Genomic DNA, 23,507 nt, shown 5'->3' with positions numbered 1-23,507 from the left:
GTTTCCTCACGCGCCAATCGCCCGCGCTCCGCGCCGCTTTCCCCTTGCTGAACCTCCCTACCCGGCCTAAAAATCCACGCGGTCATTCGCGGATTGCAGCCTATACTCCAGCGCCCTCATGAAAACCGAGATCTCGAAGTTCTGTGAAGCCTACCTCACCGTCCTCAACGCCCTCCCTCCCACCATGCGTGACGCCACTGCCGCCATGGAAAAAGGCGACGCCACCGGCCTGCTCCAGCACCCGCTCGCCATCCTGAACGACACCCGCGCCCGCCTCCGCTCCCTCGTCGAGAAACTCGAGAGCCAGCAAGCCTACCTCCTCATCTTCGGCCCCCTCAAGAGCGGCAAGTCCACGCTCATGAACGCCATCAGCCGCAGCTACGTCAGCGAGGTCACCTCCCTCCCCGGCTACCCCTGCCTCGTCTACGTCCGCCACAGCGAGCAGCCCCACTTCTCCGCCACCCGCTACAACGGCCGCGAATCCGTCTTCGCCAATGGCCAGGTCCTCAAGGACGTCATCGCCGATTCCCACATCGCCCTCGCCGCCCAGATCCGCGAGGCCGAAGAGCGCCGCGGCTCCTTCGATCCCCGCCACGACTTCAGCGAAGCCATCCGCCGCGTCGACGTGAAGCTCCCCGTCCCCACCCTCGCCGAATCCAGCACCGTCCTCGTCGACACCCCTGGCCTCTACAGCCGCATGAACTTCGGCTACGACGTCCTCACCCGCGAGTTCCGCGACTCCGCCGCCTGCGCCGTCTTCGTCGTCAAGACCGACAACCTTTACCTCGAGCAAGTCTTCGCCGAGTTCAACCAGCTCCTCGGCCTCTTCTCCCGCATCTTCCTCGTCATCAACGTCGACTCCAGCAAGCGCGACCTCCAGCCCGACGGCACCCTCCTCCCCAGCGCCGAGAGCCGCAACCCCCAGCAGATCATCGAGGCCTTCAAGACCCTCTCCATGGCCGGCCCACTGCGCACCGCCTACGAGGAAAAACGCCTCCGCATCCACGCCGTCGACCTCATGAGTGCGGCTGCAAATTATTTAGCAGAAAATAGCCAAAATGGGGCCCAAAGCGGCAAAATCGCCAATGGAGCCAATGCAACCAATGGAGACCACACAGCCCATGGAGCCAATGGAGGCACCACTCCCGCCGACGACAGCCAGCGCCAGGCCTTCGACACCTTCCTCGCCGACCTCACCGAGTACCTGAACAGCAGCGACTACACCCAGGAATTCATGCGCGACAGCCTCCGCCAGGGCACCACCCTCTGCGGCGAAATGCGCGAAGTCTGCGCCGGCCCCGAGATCCAGGAGCTCACCGAGAAACACGCCAGCCTCACCACCGAGATGGCCGCCTTGCAGGAAAAAATCGCCACCACCGAACGCCTCCTCGGCGTCGATTGGGAAGCCACCTTCGACCAGGCCCGCACCGCCAACGCCAAAGCCATCGACCAAGCCGCCCGCCAGAAAGCCGAGGCCCTCGTCAAGGAAATGACCGGCTCCCTGGAAGAATGGTACGGCACCGACGCCAGCCTCGCCGCCCTCACCGCGCAACATTGGAACCCCCTCCTCGCCCAAGCCGCCCAGGCCCTCGCCGCCGACACCCGCCAGCGCCTCCACACCCTCTTCGGCGGCACCCTCGGCGGCGCCGAACCCGCTGCCGCCGTCATGACCGACCTGCACGCCATCGACTTCCCGCTCGCCCCCATCGCCCTCGCCTGCACCCGCGCCCTCGATACCGCCGAGCCCGCCGACGCCTACGCCATGGCCATCAAGGAAGAGCACGTCCCCGTCAAAAAATCCTTCGCCGACTGGATCCTCTTCCGCGGCATCGCCACCGTCCGCCGCCGCCTCTTCGGCGAAGACCTCAGCCAGCCCATCGCCCCCGAGATCAAGGCCAAGCGCCTCCCCGCCGAGCCCACCGGCGCCGCCTTCGTCGAGATGGCCACCGCCACCGTCCAGGAGAAATTCCCCGAACTCCCCGCCAGGTACGCCGCGAATCTCGCCACCGCCTACGCCGCCCAATTCCGCCAGGCCATCCTCGAGCGCCTGCGCGCCCAGCGCGACGAATTCGCCGCCGCCCACGCCGAGCGCCAGGCCCCCTGCGACACCATCACCGCCATCCTGGGAGCCATGAAAGCCCTCGACGAACAATCCAGCAAAGCCGTCGGCGAAATCATCCTCATGGCCCAGCAAGAAACCGGCGAAACCCTCGAAGTCCCCGGCCATCCCGCCGCCCTCGAGGGCGAGCCCGCCCCCACCGGCGCCCTGCAGGAATACTCCGCCGCGTAAGTGCCATTAAGGCGAACTCCGGTCAGAGCCCGGGGCGTAGAGGGGCGACTGGTGCATTTCCAGCGAACGTTCTGATAGCCTCAAAATCCACTGTATAGCTCCAAATCCGTGACACACCTCTGCTTGTCTCCCTTTCATATCGAGAGGTAATAGGGTAGACGATGCTTTGCTCTCTGGTTTGGTCAGCGCCAAAATAGTATAGCGCGAAGCCCAAGACTTGAGCCTTGGTTGCAAGAGGCGACAAATACAAATTTGTAAGGTTTGTTGTTCGCTGAAAATCTTTGACGATTGTCTGTATGACATTTGCCGTCACAAAGGGGTCGTGAGCCGGAGCAAAATAGCGTTCTGTTTCCCCAAGGGCGTCCTCTGCTTGTTGAGCTCTGATCAAATTCTCCTGATACATATCTGCCCTCAGAGAGGGCAGACCGAACAATTGCACTTTGCGAGCATGGTTTTTGGACTCAGCGACCGCCTTGATTAGCATACTATCGTACCCAGCGCCGACGACGAGCAGATCGTTGCTTGTATCTTGCTTATGTGACCCCTCAAATCCGCTTACTTGTCGGACTTCGCGTATCCCGCCCTTCGAGAATTGAGTCTTCTCTTTCGCTTTGTAATGGCCGGGCTCCGTGTAAAGCGCTTCAAATCTTTTAACCCCCGAAGCATAGAGCCACCGCAGCAAAAACAAAAGATGGGGTCGAATGAAACCAGTCAAATCAATGCAGAGGGAACATCGGCTCAGATCGACATTGAGTTGGGAGTAGAACGTCGAAATCAACTCACTCTCCTCCGCGGATTCACCAATAAACCGTTCGCCTTCTGGGAGTTCATTGGCTTCGAATCCGTATTCCGGGCAGATCAGCCAACACTTTCTCGCAGCGGTTGCTGCATCGAATATCTTCAAAACCCTTTCGCTCGCGTTGTAAGCTGAAAGGAACACGTCCCATGAGCGAGATGAGAACCAAGTCAAATCAGGCCCTATCGGAACTTTATAAAAGAGCGTGAAATCGAAATTAGAGGAGCCTGCCATCTTCTTGCGTTTGGATATTCTTCTCTTTTCCGCGACGCTTGCCAAAGGTCGGCGCATTCATTCTCTCAATACGTCGATGTAACACTTTGTCGAAGTCTCCCTGTTCAGCTGACGTAAAAATCGAATCTACCTCATCCGAATTGAATCCAATGGTACCGCGTCTCGAAATTGGCAAATCCCAAAGTGGCGCTAGCATCGGATTAATCTGGAATTTAGCGTCAATTCTGAGTGAATTCTTATCTTTTTGTCCCTTCGGAATGGCAATCAGTAGGGAATACTGTTCTGCCAATTCTATTAATTTACGGGCTTCTGATGTGACCGTTGCTAAATCTAAGCTAAAAGTCGACACAGATGACTCAGAGGGTTTGTCGGCGAATCGCATCTCCCTCATCAGATGAGCAACCTTTCGAACGCAGGTCTGCACTTCCGGGCCTTCATGTCCTTTTGTGCATGCATCGGAATAAAACCATTGCGCCGCGTCGAATGCTGCACTCGTTTGAGAGTCGCGTGAGATCGCGGATTGGAACGGAGTTTCGCCATTAAATACCGCCCATTTGTACACGTGTTTAAGTATATTGAGCAAATTCCGCGGAAGTCCGCAAGACATCGTGATGAACGTCTCTAATCCCGCAAACGGAATACCCTCATCACATTCGCGATAAAGTTGTGCGATAAAATCACGTTTAAAGTGCCCTAATGCTTCACTATACAGTTTGTTTGAACCTGGAGTCTGTGAATGCGACACACACTTTCTCGCGATGTCATTAGCTGCGTCCGTAAGATCCAGATTTTTAAACCACGCACGGTAGAATAAATATACGTTGACTTTCTCTAACAGTGGTGACTCGCCGTAAATCAGCTTTTGTATAATATATTCAACCCCTGACTCGTTCCCAATTCCTTGCGCGGTACGTGTCTTGATGGCCGAAAGTAAATGCCGCTTTAACCGTGAAAAGTACGGCTTCTCCTCTGACTCGAACCGAACAAATTTTGAAGCAAGTTCTTTAATTTCGTCAACAGGTGGAAACCATTCGTCCAAGTGTTCAATCACGCTTTCATCGCCAGTTATACCACGAAAAAACCCGGCTTCTACAATTCGTCGTGCGATAAGTTCCCTCGCAAATCTCCCGTAGTTGGGATTTGTCCTGAAAATCTCGTCCAAGGGGAGTTTCTCAAACTCCGAGCCTTCCCGATTTTCTTCCCCTGCGCTAAGTGTTCGCAAGGTGCGTATTCCGTATTTTCTCGCTCCAAGTTTGAACGAACAGCCCAAAGGTCGTTCGCGCAACAGAGTATTCACGTACTCCTGCTGAGGTGCATTCAGATTCTCGATCTCATCCACGATAAACTGAAATTGTAAGTCCTTGAGCTCTGGAACTAAATCACGCACAGCGGCAGGTATTCCGAATATGAGCCGACCTCTTGTAGCTGTGATCTCAACCTCCAAATGCCGAGTTATTGCGCAGTTATTTACCGCATAGTCAATATTTTGCCGAAGCGCATCCAGGGAACGGATTAGACTCTTTATAGAGAGGTCATCCGTTGGTATTTTGCGATCGAAGAGTGAAAGAATCCGCTCAGAGAGTGCGCTTTCAACAGGCAAAAGCGCTGGTGAAGCCGACAGTATGTCGCTAAGAATCTCGAGGAGGGTGCGGGCTAGCCACAACTCCATGTAGTGCTCAAAAACCGCCGCCCACAGCTCTTTGGTTTGACCCTTTCCATTAAACCGACTTGCGCTCAGTCCTTCACAGCGCATGTAAACGCCGAGATATCCCTCCTCTTTTAATCCTGCTAAGAGATCGGAGGCACAGCGCCGCTTCTGCAGCGGATATGAAAAATATCTCAACAGATGCGTTTTTCCGCATCCCTTTCCGCCGACTACGAGCATGGGCATAGGAGATTGCGGCTTTATGAGTTCAAAGAAACCACCTGTGTCCGGGAGGTCTACCCACAGGCTTGCAATTTGCGCATCCGTGAAATCGCCCGCTTTTGTGACAGCAAAGGGATTAGCGAGTTCAGCCATATCAAAGGTATTTAGGATATCGTCGAAAGACGGGTATCCAAGGGCGAAGCTCGGGCTGATCACACCACATGATGGGAAGGGTATTATCCGGTGTGTTGTGGTGAAAGCCTAGAAGCAATTGGGAATCACGATATCCGAGTGGATGGTCGTAGCACAGTAATTGACCGTATCTAGCGGACATCATCTCTGCAAATTTACCATCAATTGTGTCTGGCGCGACTTTAAAGTATCTCGACTCGTTGCCGAACACGCGAAAACTACTGTCCAGTTCGACAACGGCAGAGGTGAAATCAAACGAAGCTTTACGCAGTTCCTGTTTACTTGCATCGGTCGCGAACAGAACGAGATATGAAATGCGCGCACGCTTATTCAGGCTTCTAATGTCGGAGCAAATACCTTGAGAATAGATCCGTGCCTGCTCGCCAGAGCCGCAGAGGTCATCTATGAAAACATAATGATCTACATCTGGATGCCGAAGAGTCTGTTTATTTTGATCCCTGTCCCACGTGAAAATCTCGTGCCCGTGAATGAACAAATTGGAGGGAAGTTGATTCTCTTGCCGAAAATAATACAGCAGATGGCAGCCACTTTCTGAGGGGTTGCCGACGCCCAGAAATCTAGTTCGAGATTCCGCCTTTTTAAACTCAATCTCAATAACGGCCTGATCGCAGGTATCTTGATTATCCCGGCGAATTCTTTCGATTATTGGGTATCTGTACAAATCCCGATACAACGATTTAAGAAGCTCGCGAACTTCTTTACTGCCGAAATAGATGAACTGGCTCAGCAGGAAAAGAGCGTGCAACCGTTCGCGATCTCGAAGAGCATCGGTTTGCTGATCAAAATTTGAGAGCCACCGATCAATTAACGGTCGTTGGACGCGATTTTCCCAAGCTGTTTCGTTCAGCACCTTGATTTTCCGCAGGAGCTCAGCCTCCAGCTTTATACTTGTAGTGCTCATTTCACCAAGATTGTTACCCACTCACGACTGATGGTGCTCGCGGTTCGGTTTCTCTTTGTCATCAGGCCCCACGAACGAATGTCATCGACGAGCTGCAATCGAATCTTAAATCCTTGGGCAACAGCGAGCTTTAAGAGGTAGTCCGTTGTTGGAAAAGGAAGATCACAGATTTGGTTGTTGCCTGTGACCAATACGACGTGCCCTCCCGGTCTGAGCATTCCAAACATTGCGGCAAGTACCTGTTCCATTTCGTTCAGATAAGAGGCAGCTATATGCGCGCGCAAGGGATTGACGTGTCGGATTTTCGCTAGAAGGCGATTCGCCTCGATACAGGTTGAGAGCGTGGTGGTGCTATACTCAGCTTTTCGGTAATGCTCTCTTCCAATGGTTTTTTTGTCGAAATCACGCAGCTGTCGCGGGCTGCAGAAATCCAGCCAATTGAGTGACAAGCTTGTTGCACGAACATATTTTTGCGCACCGACATATGGCGGCGAAGTTATAATCAGAGAGGCGCTTCCCCTCTTCATTATTTTTTGGTAGTTACGGCAATCGTCGACAGTGGCTGTGGCGCGTTTCGATTTGGCGTAGGGCAAAAGCTTGGCGATGCGATTACAGTTTTGCTCCACGACAGCTTCAAAGACTTCAAATACATCAATGTTACGCAAAGATTTCAATCGGCGCTGCACCGACTTTTCGAGTGGGTGGCCACGTTTGTATTGATCGCGGCGTAGTCTCACTGGCACGCTAACCTTTGGATCTGCCAAGCTAACCTTTCGAATGCAGGCCGAGAAACAGAGCATGAAAAAATTCCTTAAATCAAGGTTCCTGATTTTGGAAATGGCGACCTTTAGCTGGCTTAAAGAATCGGCGGTTTTCGGATAGAACCAGTGCCGCATATTGACTACCTCGGGCCAAGGGGTCGGTGATTCTTCTCGGGAACGAGCAATTATTGATCTAAGTCCGCGTTTGATCTTCCCCGTTTCAACGGCAGTGGTTTTTACATTACTGAGAAGAGCAGCAATCGGATTGCAATCAAAGCCGATCGCGCGGCGGTCCGCAAGTAGCGCCTCTACCAGAACGGTACCGGAGCCGCAGAATGGATCGACGATCAGTTCGCCAGGTTTTGAAAGGATCTCATTGTTTAAGAAAAAGAACGGAATGTTCGGCAACAATTTCGCCGGATAAGGATGCATCAAGTGCGTCGCCCGATCCGCTTGGTAAGGGATCGAATTGACGAGTGATCGAAAGTTGACCTCGATTGGACTTCGCGACGAAGCATACCTTCGGAGAAGGGTCTTCAGCTCATAATCGGTGTGGGGGGAAGCGAATGGCCAAGTCACACGTGCTTATTGTCCGTCTCGTCCTTTACCGTGTACCCATCGTCCTGCCGTTTCACGTTTACCTGGTGTTTCCGGGTGTATGCCTCGTGTAGGTCCGATGAACTCATGCCAAGAACTTGTGCCATCGACACCAGAAAATGAAGCATGTCTACTACTTCGACCCGAGCATTTTGCTTGTCGAAATTCTGGTATTTTGCCCACCATTTCCACGGTACGCTGTCCGTAAGTTCAGCGACCTCTTGGCTCATCGCCCGAGCATAATTCAAAATCCATTTTTGGCGTTCGGTATCGTCCATTTGATCCGTGTCGACTCCGATCCGTTGGTTGAGTTGCTTTTGGAGATCGAAAATCTCTTGAAGATGATCCATGCCGTACGATGAACGCGTTTGTCTCGCAATGCGAGCACGACCTTTCGAGCTCCCACTTAGGTTTGACCCCATTCCCAGACTGAGTGTCTAGGAATGCCAGTCTCACAGGGCGACTTTGCCGTTTGAAACGGGATTCGTAGTGATGGGAAGCTGACAGCTTCCCCTACAGGATGGAATCGGAGCGGGGTGGTTTTCTCGCGCCGTTTTCACCCTTGTCGAACCGTTAACGCAACGGCTAGCCTGTGCATCGTATCGACCCGCGATGGTCGCGGGTGGAACATTCAATGCAACGCTATCGCAAACGCAACGCGCCAAGTCCCCAAAGTTGGAAAGGAATTGATCCTCGTATGAAAATGAAAACCCTGCCCGCCCTCGTCGCTCTGTCTTTCCTCGTCACCGTCGGCACGGCTCCGGCCGATACGGTCAAATTGCCGAAATCGGGAGCCCTGGCCTCGCTGACTTTCCCCGATAGCTGGAAGGTGAAGGCCGAAGGGGACAATTTCGAAGCGGAGTCTCCGGACGAAGAGGTGTATCTCTACGCAGAGGTCATCGATACCGATTCCGTGGAGGGCGCCTTGAAAGAATCCGTGGCCTACCTGGAAAAGGAAAAGGTGCAGGTGAAGAAAGGGACGGAAAAGCAGAGCAAGGATACGGTCAATGGCATCCCGGTGGCGGATTTCTCGTTCGATGGCATCGACAAGGACGGCCCGTGCAAGATCAGCCTGACGATCCTCATCGTCTCCAAGACGAAATGCATCTCCGTGCTCTACTGGGCGAGCGAGGCCGGCGAGAAGAAGCACGTCGAGGAATTGAAGGCGATCTACCAGAGCATCAAGCCCGCGTAAGCGGGGTGGGGTGGGTGGCGATCTCTGGGGAGCGCACCCGTCTCGGGTGCTGGTTTCGGCGTCCCGCCGAAACGATCTTCCCCCTGGTCGCTCAAAAACTCCTGTCGCGCTCATGAAAAAAGTGCGTGGCGGCGAGACACCGCCACCCGCACCCGGGACGGGTGCGCTCCCCAGAAACCGGCGCTCCGCTCCGGTTTCTGGGGAGGCGGAGCGCCTGCCCTACAATGACGTGCCCTCCAGCCAATCAACCGACGCTGGGACATCCCTCGTGCCCAAGCTCCAGCTTGGGCACGCACTTGTCTGCGACGCTCCAGCGTCTGGTTGGCGTGCCCCGGTAACGGGTTTCGCCTTGTTCCAGGGCCATCGCGCAGTAAACTACATCGATGACCACAACGGCTGCCGCCATTTATGAAAATGGAGTGCTGCGCCCGCTCTCACCGCTTCCGCTCGCCGAAGGCGCACGGGTGGAGGTGACGGTGACGGATTCCGCTCCAGCACCGCAACCGTCGGTCGCCCGGGCGATCGAACGGATGCGGGAGATCGCGGCGCTTCCCATGGAATCGGAGCAGGATGGCTTTTCTGGAAAGGATCACGATAGCGTCCTTTATCCGAAGACGGGCAAGATGCCGTGATTTTCGTAGATACCAGCGGTTGGTTTGCTTGGGCCGTGCCAAAGGATAGCAGTCATCGTGCGGCGGTGGAATGGTTTGAAGCCAACAGCGAGCCGCTATGAACGAGCGACTATGTGGTAGATGAAACCTTGACGTTGCTGCGAGCGCGAGGCGAGGTGGAACGGGCGCTAAACATGGCAGAGTCCTACTTTTCCGGGGAGATCGCGACTCTGCACTATCTCACGGAAGCGGACATTCTCGAAGCGTGGCGGGTTTTTGGCCGGTTCTCCGACAAGGAATGGAGCTTCACCGATTGCACCAGCAAGGTCCTGATGGAGCGCTTGGGGATCACGCGGGCGTTCGCCTTCGATGAGCATTTCCGGCAGTTCGGTACGCTGACGGTTTTCCCGTGACGCTAGAGCCCGAGCCGGAATTCGGCGGTCATAGACCGCCGCTACAGCCCGTCAAAACTGCGCGCGGAAGGCCCGGAACTCTTCGCGCAGTTGCTCCAGCTCGGTGCGCAGGACAGCGACTTCGGCGGCCAGGGCTTCGGTTTGGGACGGGGTGGGCTCGGCAGCGGGAGCGGTGGGCTGGGGGGTGTGAAAGATGGTGGTGGCGGCAGCGGCCGCAGCCTCCCCCTCCGGCACTTCGGCGGAGAGGAGTTGGATGACGCGGCGCTCTTTTTGGCCGGGGCGGGCGTCGAGGAAGCGGATGAGGGGGGAGTCGCCGCGGGCGAGTTCGTCGAGGCGGGACTCGACTTCGGCCATGGTCTCGAAGGGGTGCATGCGCTCGGACCGGGAACGGAGTTCGCCGGGGGTCTGGGGGCCGCGCAGGAGGAGCACGCAGAGCAGGGCGACTTCGGGCGGGGTGAGCTCGTAGTGCTCGAGGAGTTTGTGCCGGTACTTTTGCACCCGCGAACCGGCGCCGAAGATGACGCTGGCCAGTTTCTTTTCCCGCAAGCTGTTGAGGCCGGCTTCGACGGATTTGTCATCGTAGGAGACGACGGGGTCGCGGTTCGTGCTCTGGTTGCAGGCGGTGGCGACGCTGTTCAGGGAGAGCGGGTAGTTCTCGGGGGTGAGGCGTTCTTTTTCCAGCAGGCAGCCGAGGACGCGGGTTTCGAGCGGGGTGAGGGAGAAGGAGGACATGGGAGGTGGAAGGCAGAACATCCAACATCCAACGCCCAACATCCAACGTCCAATGAAGGAAGAATGCGGAGTGCGGAATGGTGGATCGCGATCTCCGAGCGCGATGGGAAAACGATTCGCGCGATAGCGACTTCCTCCACTTTCCGCCGCCTCGTTCCCAAACTGAGGGTTTGGGAATGCCAGCGTTCTGGGGCGACTGCGTCGCGCGGATGGGGGAGTGGAATCCGATCGATGTGCGGAAAGAAACTCGCCCCGCCACGCCAGAGACTGGTCCCTCTTGACGCGCGTTCCCAAACCCTCAGTCTGGGAACGAGGTGGAAATGGAACAAGGCGCAGCCGTCCCACGGCATCGACGGCGCGATGCGCTCCAAAAGACGATCTGCTATCCGCAAGAAGCCAACGGCCCTTCGGCCGTTGCTGCTGCTCCTACCGCTTGGTGGAAGGCGGGATCTTGGTCTTGTCCTTCTTCGGCTTCTTGGTTTCTTTGCGGTGACTGTTGTTGCCTTTGGCCATAATCGGAGGTGGTGAGTGGTGGGTTGGTGAAAGCGCCGGATCGGATGCGGATTCGGATCCGCGGATGCGTCGTAGCCGAATTCGGAAGGGATGTCTCGCTATTCGCATCGCCGCAGCGATGCTCCGCACATTATGGGCGATAAATCTCCAAAAGCGACAAACAAACAGAACGCACAGAAACAGGCGAAGAACAACGCCAGCAATCAGAAGAAGAATAGCGCCGCTGCGGCGAAGCAGGCGGTGGTTAAGGGCAAGAAGTAGAGGCGGGGAGCGTGGCGGGATCATCGGCCCGGAGGGCCGACAGAGATTAGCCGGTCGGCGCCAGCCACCGGTTAACGATTCATCATGCGCATTTGCCCCAGCGGGGCAGCGGAGTTCGGACGCCCCTTCCGGGGAGCGCACTCGTCCCGAGTGCTGGTTTCAGTGTCCCGCTGAAACGAACTTTTGACACACTGGATTGATGAATTCGCGTCTATTTTCGAGTGGCATACCGGGAAAAGTCCGCGAAGGCGGGACGCCTTCGCCAGCACTCGGGACGAGTGCGCTCCCCGGAATTTTCCGAACCGCGAACCGCCAGCCGCCTTACGCGGCGCGCTTGCCGTCGGTGAAGCCGTTGTCGTCGCCGCGCCGGGGGGCGATGGGTTCCTCGATGAACGTGGCGGTCTTCTCGTAGGTGAGCTTGCCTTCGATCACTTCCATGAGGGCGATGTCGGCCAGGCCCATGCGCAGCTCGGGCAGGATCATGGGGCGGTGGCCATTGGAAAGCTGACGCACCCGGCGGGAAATGACATTCACCAAATACTGTTCGCTCTTGATGACGGTGAGTGCTTTTTCGAGGAGATGGCTTTGCATAGAGGTGTGTTTCCTGCCGGCTCAGGAGGGTTTCGCACGGGCTCCTTGCGAATCACCTACAATAGAAGCAGATGTCCAAAGTGGTCGCTTTTTGACAAATAGCGAGGATTAAATTAAGGGCCACAAACAGGGCCCTGGTAGGGACGTCGCGCCGCCGATGTCCTCTGTAAACGCGGCCTCGCGCTGCGCCGTCTCTGTGTAGGACGCGTGTCCTCACGTGTCGGGCTGGCACCCTCGGCGCGTGGGGACACGCGCCCTACACCGGCGATTCTACCGGGTGCTGGCGGGCCTGGCCCGCTTGTCCATGGACTCGAAGGAACTGCTGCTGGTGAACTCGAGCTTCTGGCCGTCGCGCATGATCGTCACTTTCCAGCCGAGCACTTTGTCCGCGTGCATATCGGACGTGCCGTGCATGTGGCCGCCGAGGTGGTACTGGCCGACCTGGACGCTGCCGGTCTGGGCGGGGTGGAGGGGCTCGAGCTTGGCGGTGCCGGTGAAGCGCTCGAGGATGGGGTTTTCCGAGGATCCAAAGCGCTGGACCAGCACGATGGAATCAATCGGGGTTTCCGGCAGTTCCTTGCTGGAATTGTTCTTCACGTCGACCTTCAGGGACAGGTCGTGGTCGATGGACATATTTCCCACGCCGTTAGGGGTGATTTTGTCGTTGTTGCTGACCGTCTTCTTGCTGATCTCGACGAGGAGCCCGCCTTTCTCGGCCGCGCGCAGGGAGGGGGCGGCGAGCAGCGACAGTAGCAGCACTAACACGATTCCGGAGGTAACACGCAACGCCTTCATATGGAGGCGGATGTTAGGCAGAGTGGGAGTTGGGTCAATCCTGGAAACGCGCTACGTTGTAGAGGCGCTTGTGCCAAGCGCCTTTTGAAAGCGACAGGCGGCTGGCACAGCCGCCTCTACAAAGCCGCCCTAACAGCCTCTCACGACGCAGCGATCGCCACCTGGCGCGATTCGCCGAGGCCTTCGATGCCGAGTTCGACGAAGTCGCCCGCTTGCAAGAAGACCGGCGGCTTGAAGCCGAGGCCGACGCCGGGAGGTGTGCCGGTGCTAATGACATCGCCGGGAAGGAGCGTCATGAACTGGCTGATGTAGCTGACGAGCTGCGGCACCTTGAAGATCATCTGCGCGGTGGTGCTGTTCTGGCGGATGGTGCCGTTGACCTTGAGCCACATCTTGAGGTTGTTCGAGTCGGCGATTTCGTCGGGGGTGGCGAGGAATGGCCCGAGCGGGGCGAAGCTGTCGCAGCTCTTGCCTTTGACCCATTGACCGCCGCGTTCGAGCTGCCATTCGCGCTCGCTGTAGTCGTTGTGCAGGACGTAGCCGGCGACGTGCTGCATGGCGTCGGCTTCGCTGACGTAGGACGCCTTTTTGCCAATGACGAAGGCGAGCTCGACTTCCCAATCGGTCTTGCGCGAATGGCGCGGAATGACGAGCGGATCATTCGGGCCGGTGATGGAGGAGGTGGCCTTGAAAAAGAGGATCGGTTCTTTCGGGATCTCGGCGCCGGATTCCTTGGCGTGATCGGCGTAGTTGAGGCCGATGCAGATGATCTTGCTCGGGCGCGTGATAACCGGGCCGAGGCGCGCGTTGGCGTCGACGGTCGGGGCGCTGGCGGCATTCTGCGCGGCCCACGCGGCGAGGCGCGCGAGGCCGTCGCCACCGAAGAATTTTTCGTCGTAGTCGGAGCCGAAGGCGGAGGCGTCGATGCGGCGGCCGTCGGGGAGAAGAAGGCCGGGTTTTTCCTGGTCGGGGAGACCGAAGCGAATGAGTTTCATGAAGGGGTGTTAGAGATGGAGAGGGTGTTAGCGAATGGTGAGGGTGCCGCCGTCGACGGGATAGGCGGAGCCGGTGATGAAGCTCGCTTCGTCGCTGCAGAGGAAGAGCGCGGCGGCGGCGACTTCGTCGGGCGTGCCCATGCGGCCGATGGGCTGGGCCTTGGAGAGTTTCTCGAACATCTCGTCTTCGCGTCCCGGGTAGTTCTTGGCGATGAAGCCATCGACGAAGGGGGTGTGAATGCGGCCGGGCATGATGGCGTTGCAGCGGATGCCTTGCTCGAGGAAATCCTTGGCGATCGAGTAAGTCATGGCGAGCACGGCGCCTTTGCTCGTCGCATAGGCGAAGCGGTCGTTGATCGCCATTTGCGAGACAGTGGAGGCGAGATTGAGGATGACGCCGCCGCCTTTGGTGGTCATGTGGCGCAGCGCCGACTGTGTGCAGTGGGCGACGCCGTTGACGTTCACGCGCTGGATGCGGGCGAAGTCTTCCGGCGTGGTGGTGAGGGCGTTGCCGACGTGGGCGATGCCGGCGTTGTTGACGAGGATGTGCACGCGATCGTGGCGGGCGAGCAGGCGCGCGAACGCGGCGTCCACCGAGACGGGATCGGCAACGTCGCACGTTTCGCCGTTCGCCTTGTGGCCGGCGGCGCGCAGTTCGTTGATGGCGACTTCGAGACCGGCGGGTTGCAGGTCGAGGATTTCGATGGCCGCGCCGTGCGCCGCGAAGCGCCGGGCGATGGCGAGGCCGATGCCGGAAGCGCCGCCGGTGATGACAGCGGTTTTGGAAGCGAGATTAAATGCGGGGGTATTCATGCGACTTTATTTTCCTGGTTGAGGATGCGTCCGATGAGTGGGAACTGCTCGATCTCGAGCACGCTCCCGCTGACTGGACGACTGGCGGGGCTCACCCAATAAATGGCGGCCTCGGCAATGTCCATCGGCATGAGCAATTTGCCCGACGGCGCGACGTAGGCGGGCACGTGGTCCGGCCAGTCGGGCGGGAGGCCGTCGCCGATTTTCGTTTGGTATTCGTTGTCGGTGAGCGTCCAGCCGACGTTGATCTGGTTCACGCGGACGCGGTCGGGGCCGAGGGTGTCGGCGAGATTGCGCGTCATCGTCATGAGGCCGCCTTTGCTCATGGAGTAAGCGACGAGGTTCGACTGTCCGCAGTGCGCGAGGATGCTGCCGATGTTCAGCACGCAGCCCTGCGTTTGTTTCAAGGCGGGGAGCAGCGCGCGGATGAGCATGAGCGGCGCGCGCAGGTTGACGGCCATGATGCGGTCGAAGAAGGCGGGGTCGGTGTCCTGCAAATGGGCGCGGGTGGTGAGCGCGGCGTTGTTCACGAGCGCGTCGATCCGGCCGAAGCAGCGCAGCGCGGCGGCGGCGAGTTGGGCGGGGTGATCGGGATCGGCGAGATCGCCTTGGACAAAAGCGCTGCGCTCCTCGCCGAGTTCCGCGCGCAACGCTTCGCCGCGGGCCGCGTCGCGTCCGTGCAGGATGACGCGGGCGCCTTCCGCCGCGAAGCGCTGCGCCATGGTGGCGCCGATGCCGGTGGTGCTGCCGGTAATGAGGATGACCTGGTCTGCGAGTCTCATGAAGGAATGGTGATCAATGGTTGTGCCTCGGGACGGTGCGGCACACGTCGCGGTAGGCGCAGGCGAAGTCGAAACAGGCGCCCGTGTGGAGCTGGCCGATGTGGCTGCGGTGGATCTGCTGCCAGGGCGTGGCGTTGGCGGGCGGAGTCGCGAAGGCAGTGGTGTCGCGGGCGTTCCACTCGGCCTCGGGGACGAGGGCATCGACGCGTCGCGCGCGCAGGTCGACGCGGATACGGTCGCCGGTGCGCAGTCGGGCGAGGCCGCCGCCGGCGTAGGCTTCGGGCGAAGCGTTGAGGATGGATGGGCTGGCGGCGGTGCCGCTCTGGCGGCCGTCGCCGAGGGTGGGGAGTTCGTCCACTCCGGCGCGGAGGAGCGCATCGGGCGGCTGCATGTTGACGATTTCGCCGCTGCCGGGAAAGCCGATCGGGCCGCAACCGCGGACGACCATCATGGTGTCTTCGTCGATGCCGAGCGCGGGATCGTTGACTCGCTCGTGGTAATCCTCCGGGCCCTCGAAGACGACGGCCTTCGATTCGAAGCAATCTTCGCGGCCCGGCGTGCTGAGATAGCGTTGGCGGAAGCGGTCGCTAATCACGCTCGTCTTAATGAGCGCGGCGTCGAACAAGTTGCCCGTGAGCACGAGAAAACCGGCCTGCGTGCGCAGCGGCGAATCGACGGTGCGGATGACTTCGCCATCGGGTGCGGGTGCGGTCGCGACATTTTCGGCGACGGTTTTGCCGGTGACGGTCAGCGCGTTGCCGTCGAGCAAGCCATGCTGCAGCATCTCGCGCATCACCACGGGGACGCCGCCCGCGCGATGAAAGTCTTCGCCGAGATAACTTCCAGCGGGCTGAAGATTGACCAGCAGTGGGAGGTCGTAGCCGGTGGCCTCCCAATCCTGCAGAGACAATTCCACGCCCATATGCCGCGCGATAGCGAGCAGGTGCGGCGGGCAATTCGTGCTGCCACCGAGCGCGGTGTTGACGCGGATGGCATTGAGCAGCGCGGTGCGCGTGATGATCTTCGACGGCCGCAAATCTTCGCGGACCATCTCAACGATCCGCCGACCGGTGGCGTGCGCCGCTTGTCCGCGTTCGCGATACGGCGCGGGGATGGCCGCGGAGCCGGGCAGTGCCATGCCCATCGCCTCGGCGAGACAATTCATGGAGAGAGCCGTGCCCATGGTGTTGCAATGGCCGGCGCTGGGCGCGGAATCGCACAGCAGCTTGGTGAACGTGGGCATGTCGATCTCGCCCGCGGCCAGCCGGCGGCGTGCGGCCCAGATGATCGTGCCGGTCCCGGCGGGTTTGCCGTCGAGATAGGTATTGAGCATCGGTCCGCCGTTGATGAGGAGGGCGGGCAGGTCGGTCGTCGCGGCGGCCATGAGCGACGCGGGCGTGGTTTTGTCGCAGCCCGTAGTGAAGATCACGCCGTCCAGCGGATAGGCGTGCAAGACCTCGACGAGCGCGAGGTAAGCGAGATTGCGGTCCAGCGCCGCCGTGGGCCGGCGCACCGATTCCTGCAACGGATGCATCGGGAAGACCATCGGCACACCACCGGCATCGCGTACGCCGTCGCACAAGCGTGAGACCGTTTGCAGATGCACGCGGTTGCACGGCGCGAGGTCATTCGCGGATTGTGCGATGCCGATGATGGGGCGCCCCGTTTGTAACTCGCCTGGCGTGAGGCCGTAGTTAAGGAAGCGCTCGAGATAGAGCGCGGTCATGCCGGGGTTCGTGGGATCGTTCCACCAGGATTCGGAGCGGAGGCGCGGGGTGTCCATCGAGTGTCAACTATCCTGAATGAGCGGCTTCGGCATCGAAATGACCTGGATTTCGAGAAACTCGCGGATGCCTTCTTCACCGCCTTCGACTCCGATGCCGCTTTGCTTGATGCCGCCGAAGGGAATCTCGGCTTTCAGCGGACGCCATTCATTCACGCCGACGATGCCTGCCTCGATGCCCCGGGCGACAGCGTGGCATTGCGCGAGGTCACGGCCGTAGACATAAGCGGCGAGACCATGTGGCGTCTCGTTGGCGCGCCGCACGGCTTCGCTCACGCGGGTGTAGCGAAGCAGCGGAATGACTGGCCCGAAGATCTCGTCGCGGGCGACCTTCATCTCGTCGCGCACGCAGGTGAGGAGAGTTGGCGGGAAGAAGGTGCCCGCACGCAAGGTGTCATCGCTTTCATAGCTGCGGTTCTGGGCGACGATGCGCGCTCCCTGCGCCACGGCTTGATCCACGACCGCGCCGACTTCCGTGCAAGCCTGGCGATGGATGAGCGGGCCGGCGTCCATGCCATCTTCCAGGCCGTTGCCGACGTGCGCTGCGTTCAGTTTTGCGGCGAGTTTTTCCGTCAGTGCGCTCTCAATGTCGGCATGAACGAAAACGCGATTGGCAGTGACGCAGACCTGTCCGGAGACGAAGAGCTTCAAGCGGATGAGTTGCTCGGTGGTAAAATCGAGATCGGCATCCGGCAGCACGATGAAGGGAGCGTTGCCGCCCAATTCCAGCGAGACCCGCTTGATGCCCGGAGCTCCCGCGGCCATGAGGGTGCTGCCGGTGGCTGTCGAGCCGGTGAGGCTGAGCACGCGCACCGCCGGATGCTCCGCGAGCACGCCACCGACCACGGAGCCGCGCCCGGGCACGATTTGCAACACGCCGGCGGGCAGCCCGGCTTCCGCCATGACTGGTCCCACGGCAAGGGCGATAAGCGGCGTGAGTTCCGCTGGTTTCCAGACCGCGCTGCACCCCGCCGCGAGTGAGGCAGCGACTTTTTTCGCGCCCTGCGCGATGGGAAAATTCCACGGTGTGATGAGCCCCGCGACACCCGCGGCCCGATGCTCGACAAAGTATTCGCGGCCCGCCTCGGGATGCGCGGCGATGCGGCCATAAACGCGCCGCGCTTCCTCGCCGAACCACTGGAAGAAACTCGCCGCGTACTCGATCTCGCCCACCGCTTGCGCGTACGGCTTGCCCTGCTCCGCAGTGAGCAAGCGGGCGAATTCATCCTTCCGCGCCAGCAGCAGCGCGGCGGTGCGTTTCAAGACATTGCCGCGCTCCACGGCGGAGGCTTCGCGCCACGCGCGCTGCGCTTTCACCGCGCCTTCGATGGCGCGCCGCACGGCGGCGGCATCGGCGCGCGTGACGTCGGCGATCTTTGCGCCGGTCGCGGGATTGTGGACGGTGACGGTTTCGCCGCCGGTCTGCCATTGACCATCGATCCACGGCCGCGGTTCGAACCAGAAATGGGGAAGGGATTTCGTGCTCATGGTGGTACTATGCGCAATTGAGCACGCTTTGATAGATACGGACTGCATCTGTTTCGGTGACTTCACGCGGATTCGGGTCCATGAGGCGACGGATCGCCACCGCGTCGCGGGCCATCGTCGCGATGCTGTCGGACAGCACGCTGGTCTGGCGAAGTTGGGTCCGCAGCCCGATGGACGCGGCGATTGCGTCGAGCCGGCTGGCAAAGGCGGTGGCGTCGAGCGCCCCCCAGCCGAGCGCCACGGCCAGCGTCGCGAAATCATCCGCGCAGACCGGTGCATTGTGCCGCATCATTTCTCCGGCGAAGCAACCGGTGATGACCCCGTGCGGGATGTGAAAGCGTCCGCCCAAGGGCAAGGCGAGGGCATGCACGGCACAGCAGGAGGAGTTGGCAAACGTCATACCGGCGAGATGCGAGCCGATGGCCATGCCATCGCGCGCGTCCGTGTTTCCGGGCTCGCGGCAGACCACTTCCAAGGACTGCCCGATGCGTCGCGACGCTTCCAGCGCCAGCCCGCGCGCCAGTGGCGTGGCGACCTTCGCGATGAATCCCTCGATGGCATGCACCAGCGCATCCATGCCCGCAGCCGCGGTGATGTGAGCGGGCAGGCCATCGGTGAGCGCCGGGTCCACGATGGCGATATCCGCGAGCATGCATGGATCCACGACACCGACTTTGTTCCCGGTGGCCGGGTCGGTGAGGATGGCGACAAACGTGGCTTCCGAACCCGTGCCCGCCGTGGTCGGGATCAGCACCGTGGGCAGTCCACGTCCACCCGCTTTGCCAATGCCGACAAACTCCCGCGCCGTTTTGCCGTGCCAGGCGCATAACGAAGCCACCTTCGCAGCATCCATCACGCTGCCACCGCCCAGCGCGATCACCACGTCCGCGCCGCTGGTCTTGAGACGGGCCGCGATCGTATCCACCACATCGATCGGCGGCTCCGGCGGCACTTCGGTAAATGTCTCCGCGCGCAACGGCAATGCCACCGGCCCCAGCAAACCGGCACTGGCGACTCCCGAATCACTCACGATGAAGGGCCGGTGCCAACCATTGGCCTGGCACACGGCGGCCAGCGACTGGCTGATTCCGCGGCCAGTGATCACCCGGCGGGGGAGATGATTTTCGAACGAGGAGGAGGGGGAAGCCATGTGTCCTACTATCATCGCGAATCCCGTCCGCCAAGCTCACCGCCAAGTCTCAAATAACGACCGTATCGTCTCATGAGAATCGACGAATCGGCCTTTCGAGTGATAATTTGCGGGGAATGGGAATCCTCCTGGAAAACATCCGCTTCGCCCCCGGCGAATGCTTTCGCCTGCTGCGCTGGCAGGGAAAGTCGCACACGCTGGAATCCCGCGAGGCGGGTGGACGGCGCATCGGCGTGACGGGCGTGGGCGAACGCTGGCACAGCCATGCAGAGATGGAGTTTACGATTTTCCTGCGTGGCTCCGGCATGCGCTACGTGGGCGATCACGTCGGCGCCTTTGGGGCAATGGATTGCGTGTTGCTGGGCAGTCATCTGCCGCATTGCTGGATGGAAGCAGGCCGCACCGACGGCTGGGTGCTGCAATTTCACCTCGCGCCGGAACATCCGTTGCGACGCTTGGGCGGCGCCGGGGAGTTGCAGCGCCTCTTTGCCGCGGCGGAGCGCGGCCTGCATTTCCATCCCGCGACCGCCCAGCGGGCCGTGGTGGTATTGGAGCAGATGGCGGACGCCAGCTGCCTCGCGCGCACTGGCTTGCTGCTGGAGCTTCTTGCGTTGCTCCACGATGCACCCCGGAAGCAGACCACGAAACTCAGCCAGGCCCGCGTCTTTGCTGAGGTCAACGCCGCCACCCGTCCGCGACTCGAGGCCGTGGTGCAGTGGGTGCTCGAGCAGTTCACCGAGCCGCTTAAGCTGGATGAAGCCGTGCAGCGCAGCGCCATGAGCCGCGCTACTTTCTGCCGGCAGTTCGTCCGCCACACCGGCAAGACCTTCATCGCCTTCGTTACCGACGCCCGCCTGGCCTGCGCCCACCAATGGGTCACGCAAACGCACCGCAGTATCACCGACATCGCCTTCGCCAGCGGCTTCAGCAGCCTCACGCGTTTCAATACGGCCTTCCGCGCGAAGTTTGGCCACGCGCCGCGCGCTCTCCGGAACACCCGCTGAATTCGCCAAACGCCGATGAGCATTGAGTTGTGCGCCCGGAGCGGCTAATGCCGCAGCATGACGCCCCCATTTCGCTCGTCCCGTATCCCCGCCATCCGCACGCTGCTGACCCACGGATGGCTCGGTGCCAGTGCGGTGCTGGCGACCGCTGGAGAAACCGAGTGGCCGCAATTCCGCGGGCCGACCGGGCAGGGGATTTCGCAGGCCGCCGATGTGCCGATCAAATGGAGCGCGACGGAAGGCGTGGCTTGGAATGTCGAGGTGTCGGGGCGCGGATGGTCATCGCCGGTGCTCAGCAAAGGGCGGCTTTATCTGACGAGCGCCGAGACGGACACGGCCAGCGGCGATGTCACGCTGCACGCGCTCTGCCTCGATTCGAAGGATGGACACGTCCTGTGGGACACGGAAGTGCTGCGCCCCGATCCGGGCAAGGTCGCCGCGATGCATCGCAAGAATTCTCCAGCCAGCGCCACGCCCATCGTCACGGGCGACCGACTCTTCGTCCATTTCGGCCACATGGGTACCGCGGCGCTCGATCTCTCTGGCAAGGTGCTCTGGCGTCAGACGGAGCTCGATTATCCACCGACGCATGGCAATGGGGGCTCGCCGGTGCTCGTGGGAGATGCGCTCATTTTCAGCGCCGACGGGCAGAAGGATCCGTGTGTGATCGCGCTCGATGCCAAGACTGGCGTGCTGCGCTGGAAAACGGCGCGCAATTCGACGGCGAAGAAGCTGTTCTCGTTTTCCACACCGCTGGCGATCGAAGTCGGCGGAGTGAAAGAGGTGATCAGCCCGGGCAGCGGTTTCGTCGGCGCCTATGCTCCGACCGATGGCCATGAGTTGTGGCGTGTGGGGTACGGCGAAGGGTTTTCGGTGGTGCCGCGTCCCGTATTCGCGCACGGCTTGCTATTTCTCAGCTCGGGTTTTGATCGTCCCACGTTTTATGCGATCAAGCCCGAAGGCGCCGCGGGCGATGCGACGGCGACGAATGTCGCGTGGTCGATCAGCAAAGGCGCGCCAAATACGCCGTCCGCAGTGGTCGTTGGGGACGAGGTTTACTTCGTTTCCGATGGAGGCATCGCCACCTGCGCGGCAGCGAGCACTGGCGAGGTGTTGTGGAACGAACGGTTGGGCGGAAATTTTTCGGCGTCACCCGTGGCCGTCGATGGCCGCGTTTATTTTCAAAGTGAAACCGGCGTCGGGTACGTGGTGAAGGCGGGCAAAACGTACGAATTGCTGGCCACGAACGAACTCGGCGAGCGCTCGCTGGCTTCCTACGCTGTGGCGGATGGGGCGATCTACATCCGCACGGAAGCACATCTTTGGAAGATCGGGCGGTGAGGCGAAGAAAGGGACTACGGAGTTCTCTCCGTCTTTATGATTTCGGTTCCTTCACTTCCTTGACGGTCCACTTGGTGATGGTGAGGCCCTTGGAGGTGCGGGTGCTGACGGGGACGCGGGTGAGGTCGAAATCGAGTTCGCGGAGGCGGGCGCCGCTGCGGCCATCGAGGAAGACGCGGAGCGTCTTGGGCATGGCTTTCTCCGTGGGACTGATTTCCAAATAGACGATGCGCGATTTCTCGGATTTCACCAGAGGGTAAAGCTTGTCGCGGGAGAGGCCGCCGATCTGGAACTTCTTGGCGAAGGCTTTGCCGGTTTCGCCGTCCTGATAGACCATGGTGTAGAAATTCGTGTCGCCGTCCTTCGGCCAAATCGAGAGGTGGATGATCTCGCGGCCCATGAAAACCTTGTCGGCGACTTTGGAAACCTTGAGCGAGCCGTCCTTCATGATGGTGAGGACGCTGTCGAGGATGGTGCATTCGGTGACGAAATCGTGCTGGCGCCAGTTGAGGCCGATGAAGCCGTCCTTGCGGTTGACGTAGAGGCGCTGGTTGGCGGAGACGACCGCGGAGGCGTCGATCTGGGCGATCTCGTCGTAGCTGGTGCGGCGCTTGACGCCCTTGCCGTATTTGGCCTGGAGCATCTCAAACCAATCCACGGCGAAGGCGGTGAGGTTCTTGAGATGGCCCTTCGTCTCCTTCATGCCTTCCTCGATTTTCTTCATGGCCTCGTCGGCCTGGAAGCGGTTGTAGGCGGAGATGCGCTTGATGCGGATCTCGGTGAGGCGGACGATGTCTTCGTCGGTGACCTCGCGGCGAACCTGCGTGAGGAAAGGCTTCAGGCCGCCACGGATCTCGGCGAGCACGCTTTCCCAAGTCTTCGATTTTTCGATGAGGCGGTAGACGCGCTCCTCGATGAAGATGCGCTCGAGCGAATCCCAGTGCCACTGCTGCTCGAGTTCGCCGAGCTTGATCTCGAGCTCGCGTTTGAGGAGCGCCTTGGTGGCCTCGGCGCTGGCCTTGAGGATGTCGCGGACGCCGACGAAGTGTGGCTTGTCGGCGCCGGTCTCGGGATCGCGAACGATCACGCAGGCGGCGGGATTGAGCTGCACCTGGCAACTGGTGAAAACGTAAAGCTGCTGAATGACCTTTTTGGGTTCGGCCCCCGGCGGAAGATGCACGAGGATCTCGACCTTGTCGGCGGTGTTATCGTCGACGTGCTTGATCTTGATCTTGCCCTTGGCGTTGGCCGCGAGGATCGACTCGATGAGCGACTCCGTCGTGACGCCATAGGGGAGCGCGGTGATGGCGAGCAGGTATTTCGAGCGTTCCTCGATCGTGGCGCGGACCTTCACCTTGCCGCCGCGCTCGCCGTCGTTGTA

At 60.0% G+C, this 23,507-nt stretch carries 22 protein-coding genes; 7 read left to right on the top strand and 15 right to left on the bottom strand.

The window, feature by feature from the left end; all coding sequences use genetic code 11:
• The first annotated feature begins 118 nt into the window (after positions 1–118).
• Entirely contained in the window at positions 119–2,290 is a 2,172-nt protein-coding gene (locus ABJF10_RS08525) for a dynamin family protein (protein ID WP_348544124.1), read from the top strand.
• A 22-nt stretch (positions 2,291–2,312) separates the two neighbouring features.
• Here ABJF10_RS08525 and ABJF10_RS08520 read toward each other — a convergent pair whose 3' ends face one another.
• The 5 genes from ABJF10_RS08520 to ABJF10_RS08500 form a co-directional block, all read right to left on the bottom strand.
• Positions 2,313–3,320, bottom strand: coding sequence for a hypothetical protein (locus ABJF10_RS08520; protein WP_348544123.1), 1,008 nt, complete (start codon positions 3,318–3,320; stop codon positions 2,313–2,315).
• On the bottom strand, positions 3,304–5,340 hold the full coding sequence (locus ABJF10_RS08515) for a hypothetical protein (protein WP_348544122.1): 2,037 nt from the start codon (positions 5,338–5,340) through the stop codon (positions 3,304–3,306). The genes ABJF10_RS08520 and ABJF10_RS08515 overlap by 17 nt, the downstream gene beginning before the upstream one ends.
• 1 nt (position 5,341) lies before the next feature.
• Entirely contained in the window at positions 5,342–6,301 is a 960-nt protein-coding gene (locus tag ABJF10_RS08510) for a hypothetical protein (protein ID WP_348544121.1), read from the bottom strand.
• Entirely contained in the window at positions 6,298–7,494 is a 1,197-nt protein-coding gene (locus ABJF10_RS08505) for a DNA methyltransferase (protein ID WP_348544120.1), read from the bottom strand. Before ABJF10_RS08505 ends, ABJF10_RS08510 begins: the two co-directional genes overlap by 4 nt.
• Before the next feature lie 143 nt (positions 7,495–7,637).
• Entirely contained in the window at positions 7,638–8,009 is a 372-nt protein-coding gene (locus tag ABJF10_RS08500) for a dUTPase (protein ID WP_348544119.1), read from the bottom strand.
• A gap of 353 nt (positions 8,010–8,362) precedes the next feature.
• Between ABJF10_RS08500 and ABJF10_RS08495 the strand changes: the two genes are divergently transcribed.
• From ABJF10_RS08495 to ABJF10_RS08485, 3 genes are all read left to right on the top strand, one after another.
• Positions 8,363–8,854 (top strand): hypothetical protein, encoded by a 492-nt coding sequence (locus tag ABJF10_RS08495; protein WP_348544118.1) that lies wholly within the window; start codon positions 8,363–8,365, stop codon positions 8,852–8,854.
• Positions 8,855–9,237: 383 nt separating this feature from the next.
• Positions 9,238–9,486, top strand: a complete 249-nt coding sequence (locus ABJF10_RS08490; protein WP_348544117.1) for an antitoxin family protein — start codon at positions 9,238–9,240, stop codon at positions 9,484–9,486.
• Positions 9,487–9,659: 173 nt separating this feature from the next.
• Positions 9,660–9,878, top strand: coding sequence for a twitching motility protein PilT (locus tag ABJF10_RS08485; RefSeq protein WP_348544116.1), 219 nt, complete (start codon positions 9,660–9,662; stop codon positions 9,876–9,878).
• 51 nt (positions 9,879–9,929) lie between these two features.
• Here the strand turns inward: ABJF10_RS08485 and ABJF10_RS08480 are convergent, their stop codons facing one another.
• Positions 9,930–10,610, bottom strand: a complete 681-nt coding sequence (locus ABJF10_RS08480; protein WP_348544115.1) for a YceH family protein — start codon at positions 10,608–10,610, stop codon at positions 9,930–9,932.
• A 603-nt stretch (positions 10,611–11,213) separates the two neighbouring features.
• Here ABJF10_RS08480 and ABJF10_RS08475 point away from each other — a divergent pair.
• Complete coding sequence (locus ABJF10_RS08475; protein ID WP_348544114.1) at positions 11,214–11,384, top strand: hypothetical protein; 171 nt, start codon at positions 11,214–11,216, stop codon at positions 11,382–11,384.
• 321 nt (positions 11,385–11,705) lie between these two features.
• Here ABJF10_RS08475 and ABJF10_RS08470 read toward each other — a convergent pair whose 3' ends face one another.
• From ABJF10_RS08470 to ABJF10_RS08435, 8 genes are all read right to left on the bottom strand, one after another.
• Positions 11,706–11,975, bottom strand: a complete 270-nt coding sequence (locus tag ABJF10_RS08470) for a DNA-directed RNA polymerase subunit omega (protein ID WP_348544113.1) — start codon at positions 11,973–11,975, stop codon at positions 11,706–11,708.
• 270 nt (positions 11,976–12,245) lie between these two features.
• Positions 12,246–12,770 carry a hypothetical protein gene (locus tag ABJF10_RS08465; protein WP_348544112.1) on the bottom strand — a complete coding sequence of 175 codons (525 nt, stop codon included), beginning with the start codon at positions 12,768–12,770 and terminating at the stop codon, positions 12,246–12,248.
• Between the two features lie 140 nt (positions 12,771–12,910).
• Positions 12,911–13,765, bottom strand: a complete 855-nt coding sequence (locus ABJF10_RS08460) for a fumarylacetoacetate hydrolase family protein (RefSeq protein WP_348544111.1) — start codon at positions 13,763–13,765, stop codon at positions 12,911–12,913.
• A gap of 27 nt (positions 13,766–13,792) precedes the next feature.
• A complete protein-coding gene (locus ABJF10_RS08455) occupies positions 13,793–14,578 on the bottom strand; it encodes an SDR family oxidoreductase (RefSeq protein ID WP_348544110.1) in 786 nt (261 codons plus the stop codon).
• Positions 14,575–15,360 (bottom strand): oxidoreductase, encoded by a 786-nt coding sequence (locus ABJF10_RS08450; protein WP_348544109.1) that lies wholly within the window; start codon positions 15,358–15,360, stop codon positions 14,575–14,577. The genes ABJF10_RS08455 and ABJF10_RS08450 overlap by 4 nt, the downstream gene beginning before the upstream one ends.
• Positions 15,361–15,373: 13 nt before the next feature.
• Positions 15,374–17,143: an IlvD/Edd family dehydratase gene (locus tag ABJF10_RS08445; RefSeq protein WP_348544108.1), complete on the bottom strand. Its 1,770-nt coding sequence runs from the start codon at positions 17,141–17,143 to the stop codon at positions 15,374–15,376.
• A gap of 6 nt (positions 17,144–17,149) precedes the next feature.
• A complete protein-coding gene (locus tag ABJF10_RS08440) occupies positions 17,150–18,631 on the bottom strand; it encodes an NAD-dependent succinate-semialdehyde dehydrogenase (RefSeq protein WP_348544107.1) in 1,482 nt (493 codons plus the stop codon).
• A 7-nt stretch (positions 18,632–18,638) separates the two neighbouring features.
• Complete coding sequence (locus tag ABJF10_RS08435) at positions 18,639–19,781, bottom strand: iron-containing alcohol dehydrogenase (RefSeq protein ID WP_348544106.1); 1,143 nt, start codon at positions 19,779–19,781, stop codon at positions 18,639–18,641.
• Between the two features lie 116 nt (positions 19,782–19,897).
• Here ABJF10_RS08435 and ABJF10_RS08430 point away from each other — a divergent pair, with 116 nt between their 5' ends.
• Together ABJF10_RS08430 and ABJF10_RS08425 are read left to right on the top strand one after the other, a co-directional pair.
• Complete coding sequence (locus ABJF10_RS08430; protein ID WP_348544105.1) at positions 19,898–20,785, top strand: AraC family transcriptional regulator; 888 nt, start codon at positions 19,898–19,900, stop codon at positions 20,783–20,785.
• A gap of 57 nt (positions 20,786–20,842) precedes the next feature.
• Positions 20,843–22,126, top strand: coding sequence for a PQQ-binding-like beta-propeller repeat protein (locus ABJF10_RS08425; protein ID WP_348544104.1), 1,284 nt, complete (start codon positions 20,843–20,845; stop codon positions 22,124–22,126).
• A gap of 34 nt (positions 22,127–22,160) precedes the next feature.
• Here ABJF10_RS08425 and ABJF10_RS08420 read toward each other — a convergent pair.
• Positions 22,161–23,507, bottom strand: a 1,347-nt coding sequence (locus ABJF10_RS08420) for a DNA gyrase subunit A (RefSeq protein ID WP_348544103.1), incomplete at its 5' end; no start/stop codon positions are given.

The sequence above is a fragment of the Chthoniobacter sp. genome (genome assembly GCF_040003245.1).
GTDB lineage: Bacteria > Verrucomicrobiota > Verrucomicrobiia > Chthoniobacterales > Chthoniobacteraceae > Chthoniobacter.
Note: the sequence above shows the minus strand (reverse complement) of the source record. Positions and strands in the feature narration are given on the sequence as shown.

Coding starts and splice junctions, on each gene's coding strand:
- ABJF10_RS08450 (WP_348544109.1), bottom strand. CDS start 15,360: ATGAGACTCGCAGACCAGGTCATCCTCATTACCGGCAGCACCACCGGC.
- ABJF10_RS08515 (WP_348544122.1), bottom strand. CDS start 5,340: ATGGCTGAACTCGCTAATCCCTTTGCTGTCACAAAAGCGGGCGATTTC.
- ABJF10_RS08470 (WP_348544113.1), bottom strand. CDS start 11,975: ATGCAAAGCCATCTCCTCGAAAAAGCACTCACCGTCATCAAGAGCGAA.
- ABJF10_RS08465 (WP_348544112.1), bottom strand. CDS start 12,770: ATGAAGGCGTTGCGTGTTACCTCCGGAATCGTGTTAGTGCTGCTACTG.
- ABJF10_RS08480 (WP_348544115.1), bottom strand. CDS start 10,610: ATGTCCTCCTTCTCCCTCACCCCGCTCGAAACCCGCGTCCTCGGCTGC.
- ABJF10_RS08425 (WP_348544104.1), top strand. CDS start 20,843: ATGACGCCCCCATTTCGCTCGTCCCGTATCCCCGCCATCCGCACGCTG.
- ABJF10_RS08510 (WP_348544121.1), bottom strand. CDS start 6,301: ATGAGCACTACAAGTATAAAGCTGGAGGCTGAGCTCCTGCGGAAAATC.
- ABJF10_RS08505 (WP_348544120.1), bottom strand. CDS start 7,494: ATGCATCCTTATCCGGCGAAATTGTTGCCGAACATTCCGTTCTTTTTC.
- ABJF10_RS08435 (WP_348544106.1), bottom strand. CDS start 19,781: ATGGCTTCCCCCTCCTCCTCGTTCGAAAATCATCTCCCCCGCCGGGTG.
- ABJF10_RS08455 (WP_348544110.1), bottom strand. CDS start 14,578: ATGAATACCCCCGCATTTAATCTCGCTTCCAAAACCGCTGTCATCACC.
- ABJF10_RS08460 (WP_348544111.1), bottom strand. CDS start 13,765: ATGAAACTCATTCGCTTCGGTCTCCCCGACCAGGAAAAACCCGGCCTT.
- ABJF10_RS08485 (WP_348544116.1), top strand. CDS start 9,660: ATGGCAGAGTCCTACTTTTCCGGGGAGATCGCGACTCTGCACTATCTC.
- ABJF10_RS08445 (WP_348544108.1), bottom strand. CDS start 17,143: ATGGACACCCCGCGCCTCCGCTCCGAATCCTGGTGGAACGATCCCACG.
- ABJF10_RS08430 (WP_348544105.1), top strand. CDS start 19,898: ATGGGAATCCTCCTGGAAAACATCCGCTTCGCCCCCGGCGAATGCTTT.
- ABJF10_RS08475 (WP_348544114.1), top strand. CDS start 11,214: ATGTCTCGCTATTCGCATCGCCGCAGCGATGCTCCGCACATTATGGGC.
- ABJF10_RS08520 (WP_348544123.1), bottom strand. CDS start 3,320: ATGGCAGGCTCCTCTAATTTCGATTTCACGCTCTTTTATAAAGTTCCG.
- ABJF10_RS08495 (WP_348544118.1), top strand. CDS start 8,363: ATGAAAACCCTGCCCGCCCTCGTCGCTCTGTCTTTCCTCGTCACCGTC.
- ABJF10_RS08440 (WP_348544107.1), bottom strand. CDS start 18,631: ATGAGCACGAAATCCCTTCCCCATTTCTGGTTCGAACCGCGGCCGTGG.
- ABJF10_RS08500 (WP_348544119.1), bottom strand. CDS start 8,009: ATGGATCATCTTCAAGAGATTTTCGATCTCCAAAAGCAACTCAACCAA.
- ABJF10_RS08490 (WP_348544117.1), top strand. CDS start 9,238: ATGACCACAACGGCTGCCGCCATTTATGAAAATGGAGTGCTGCGCCCG.
- ABJF10_RS08525 (WP_348544124.1), top strand. CDS start 119: ATGAAAACCGAGATCTCGAAGTTCTGTGAAGCCTACCTCACCGTCCTC.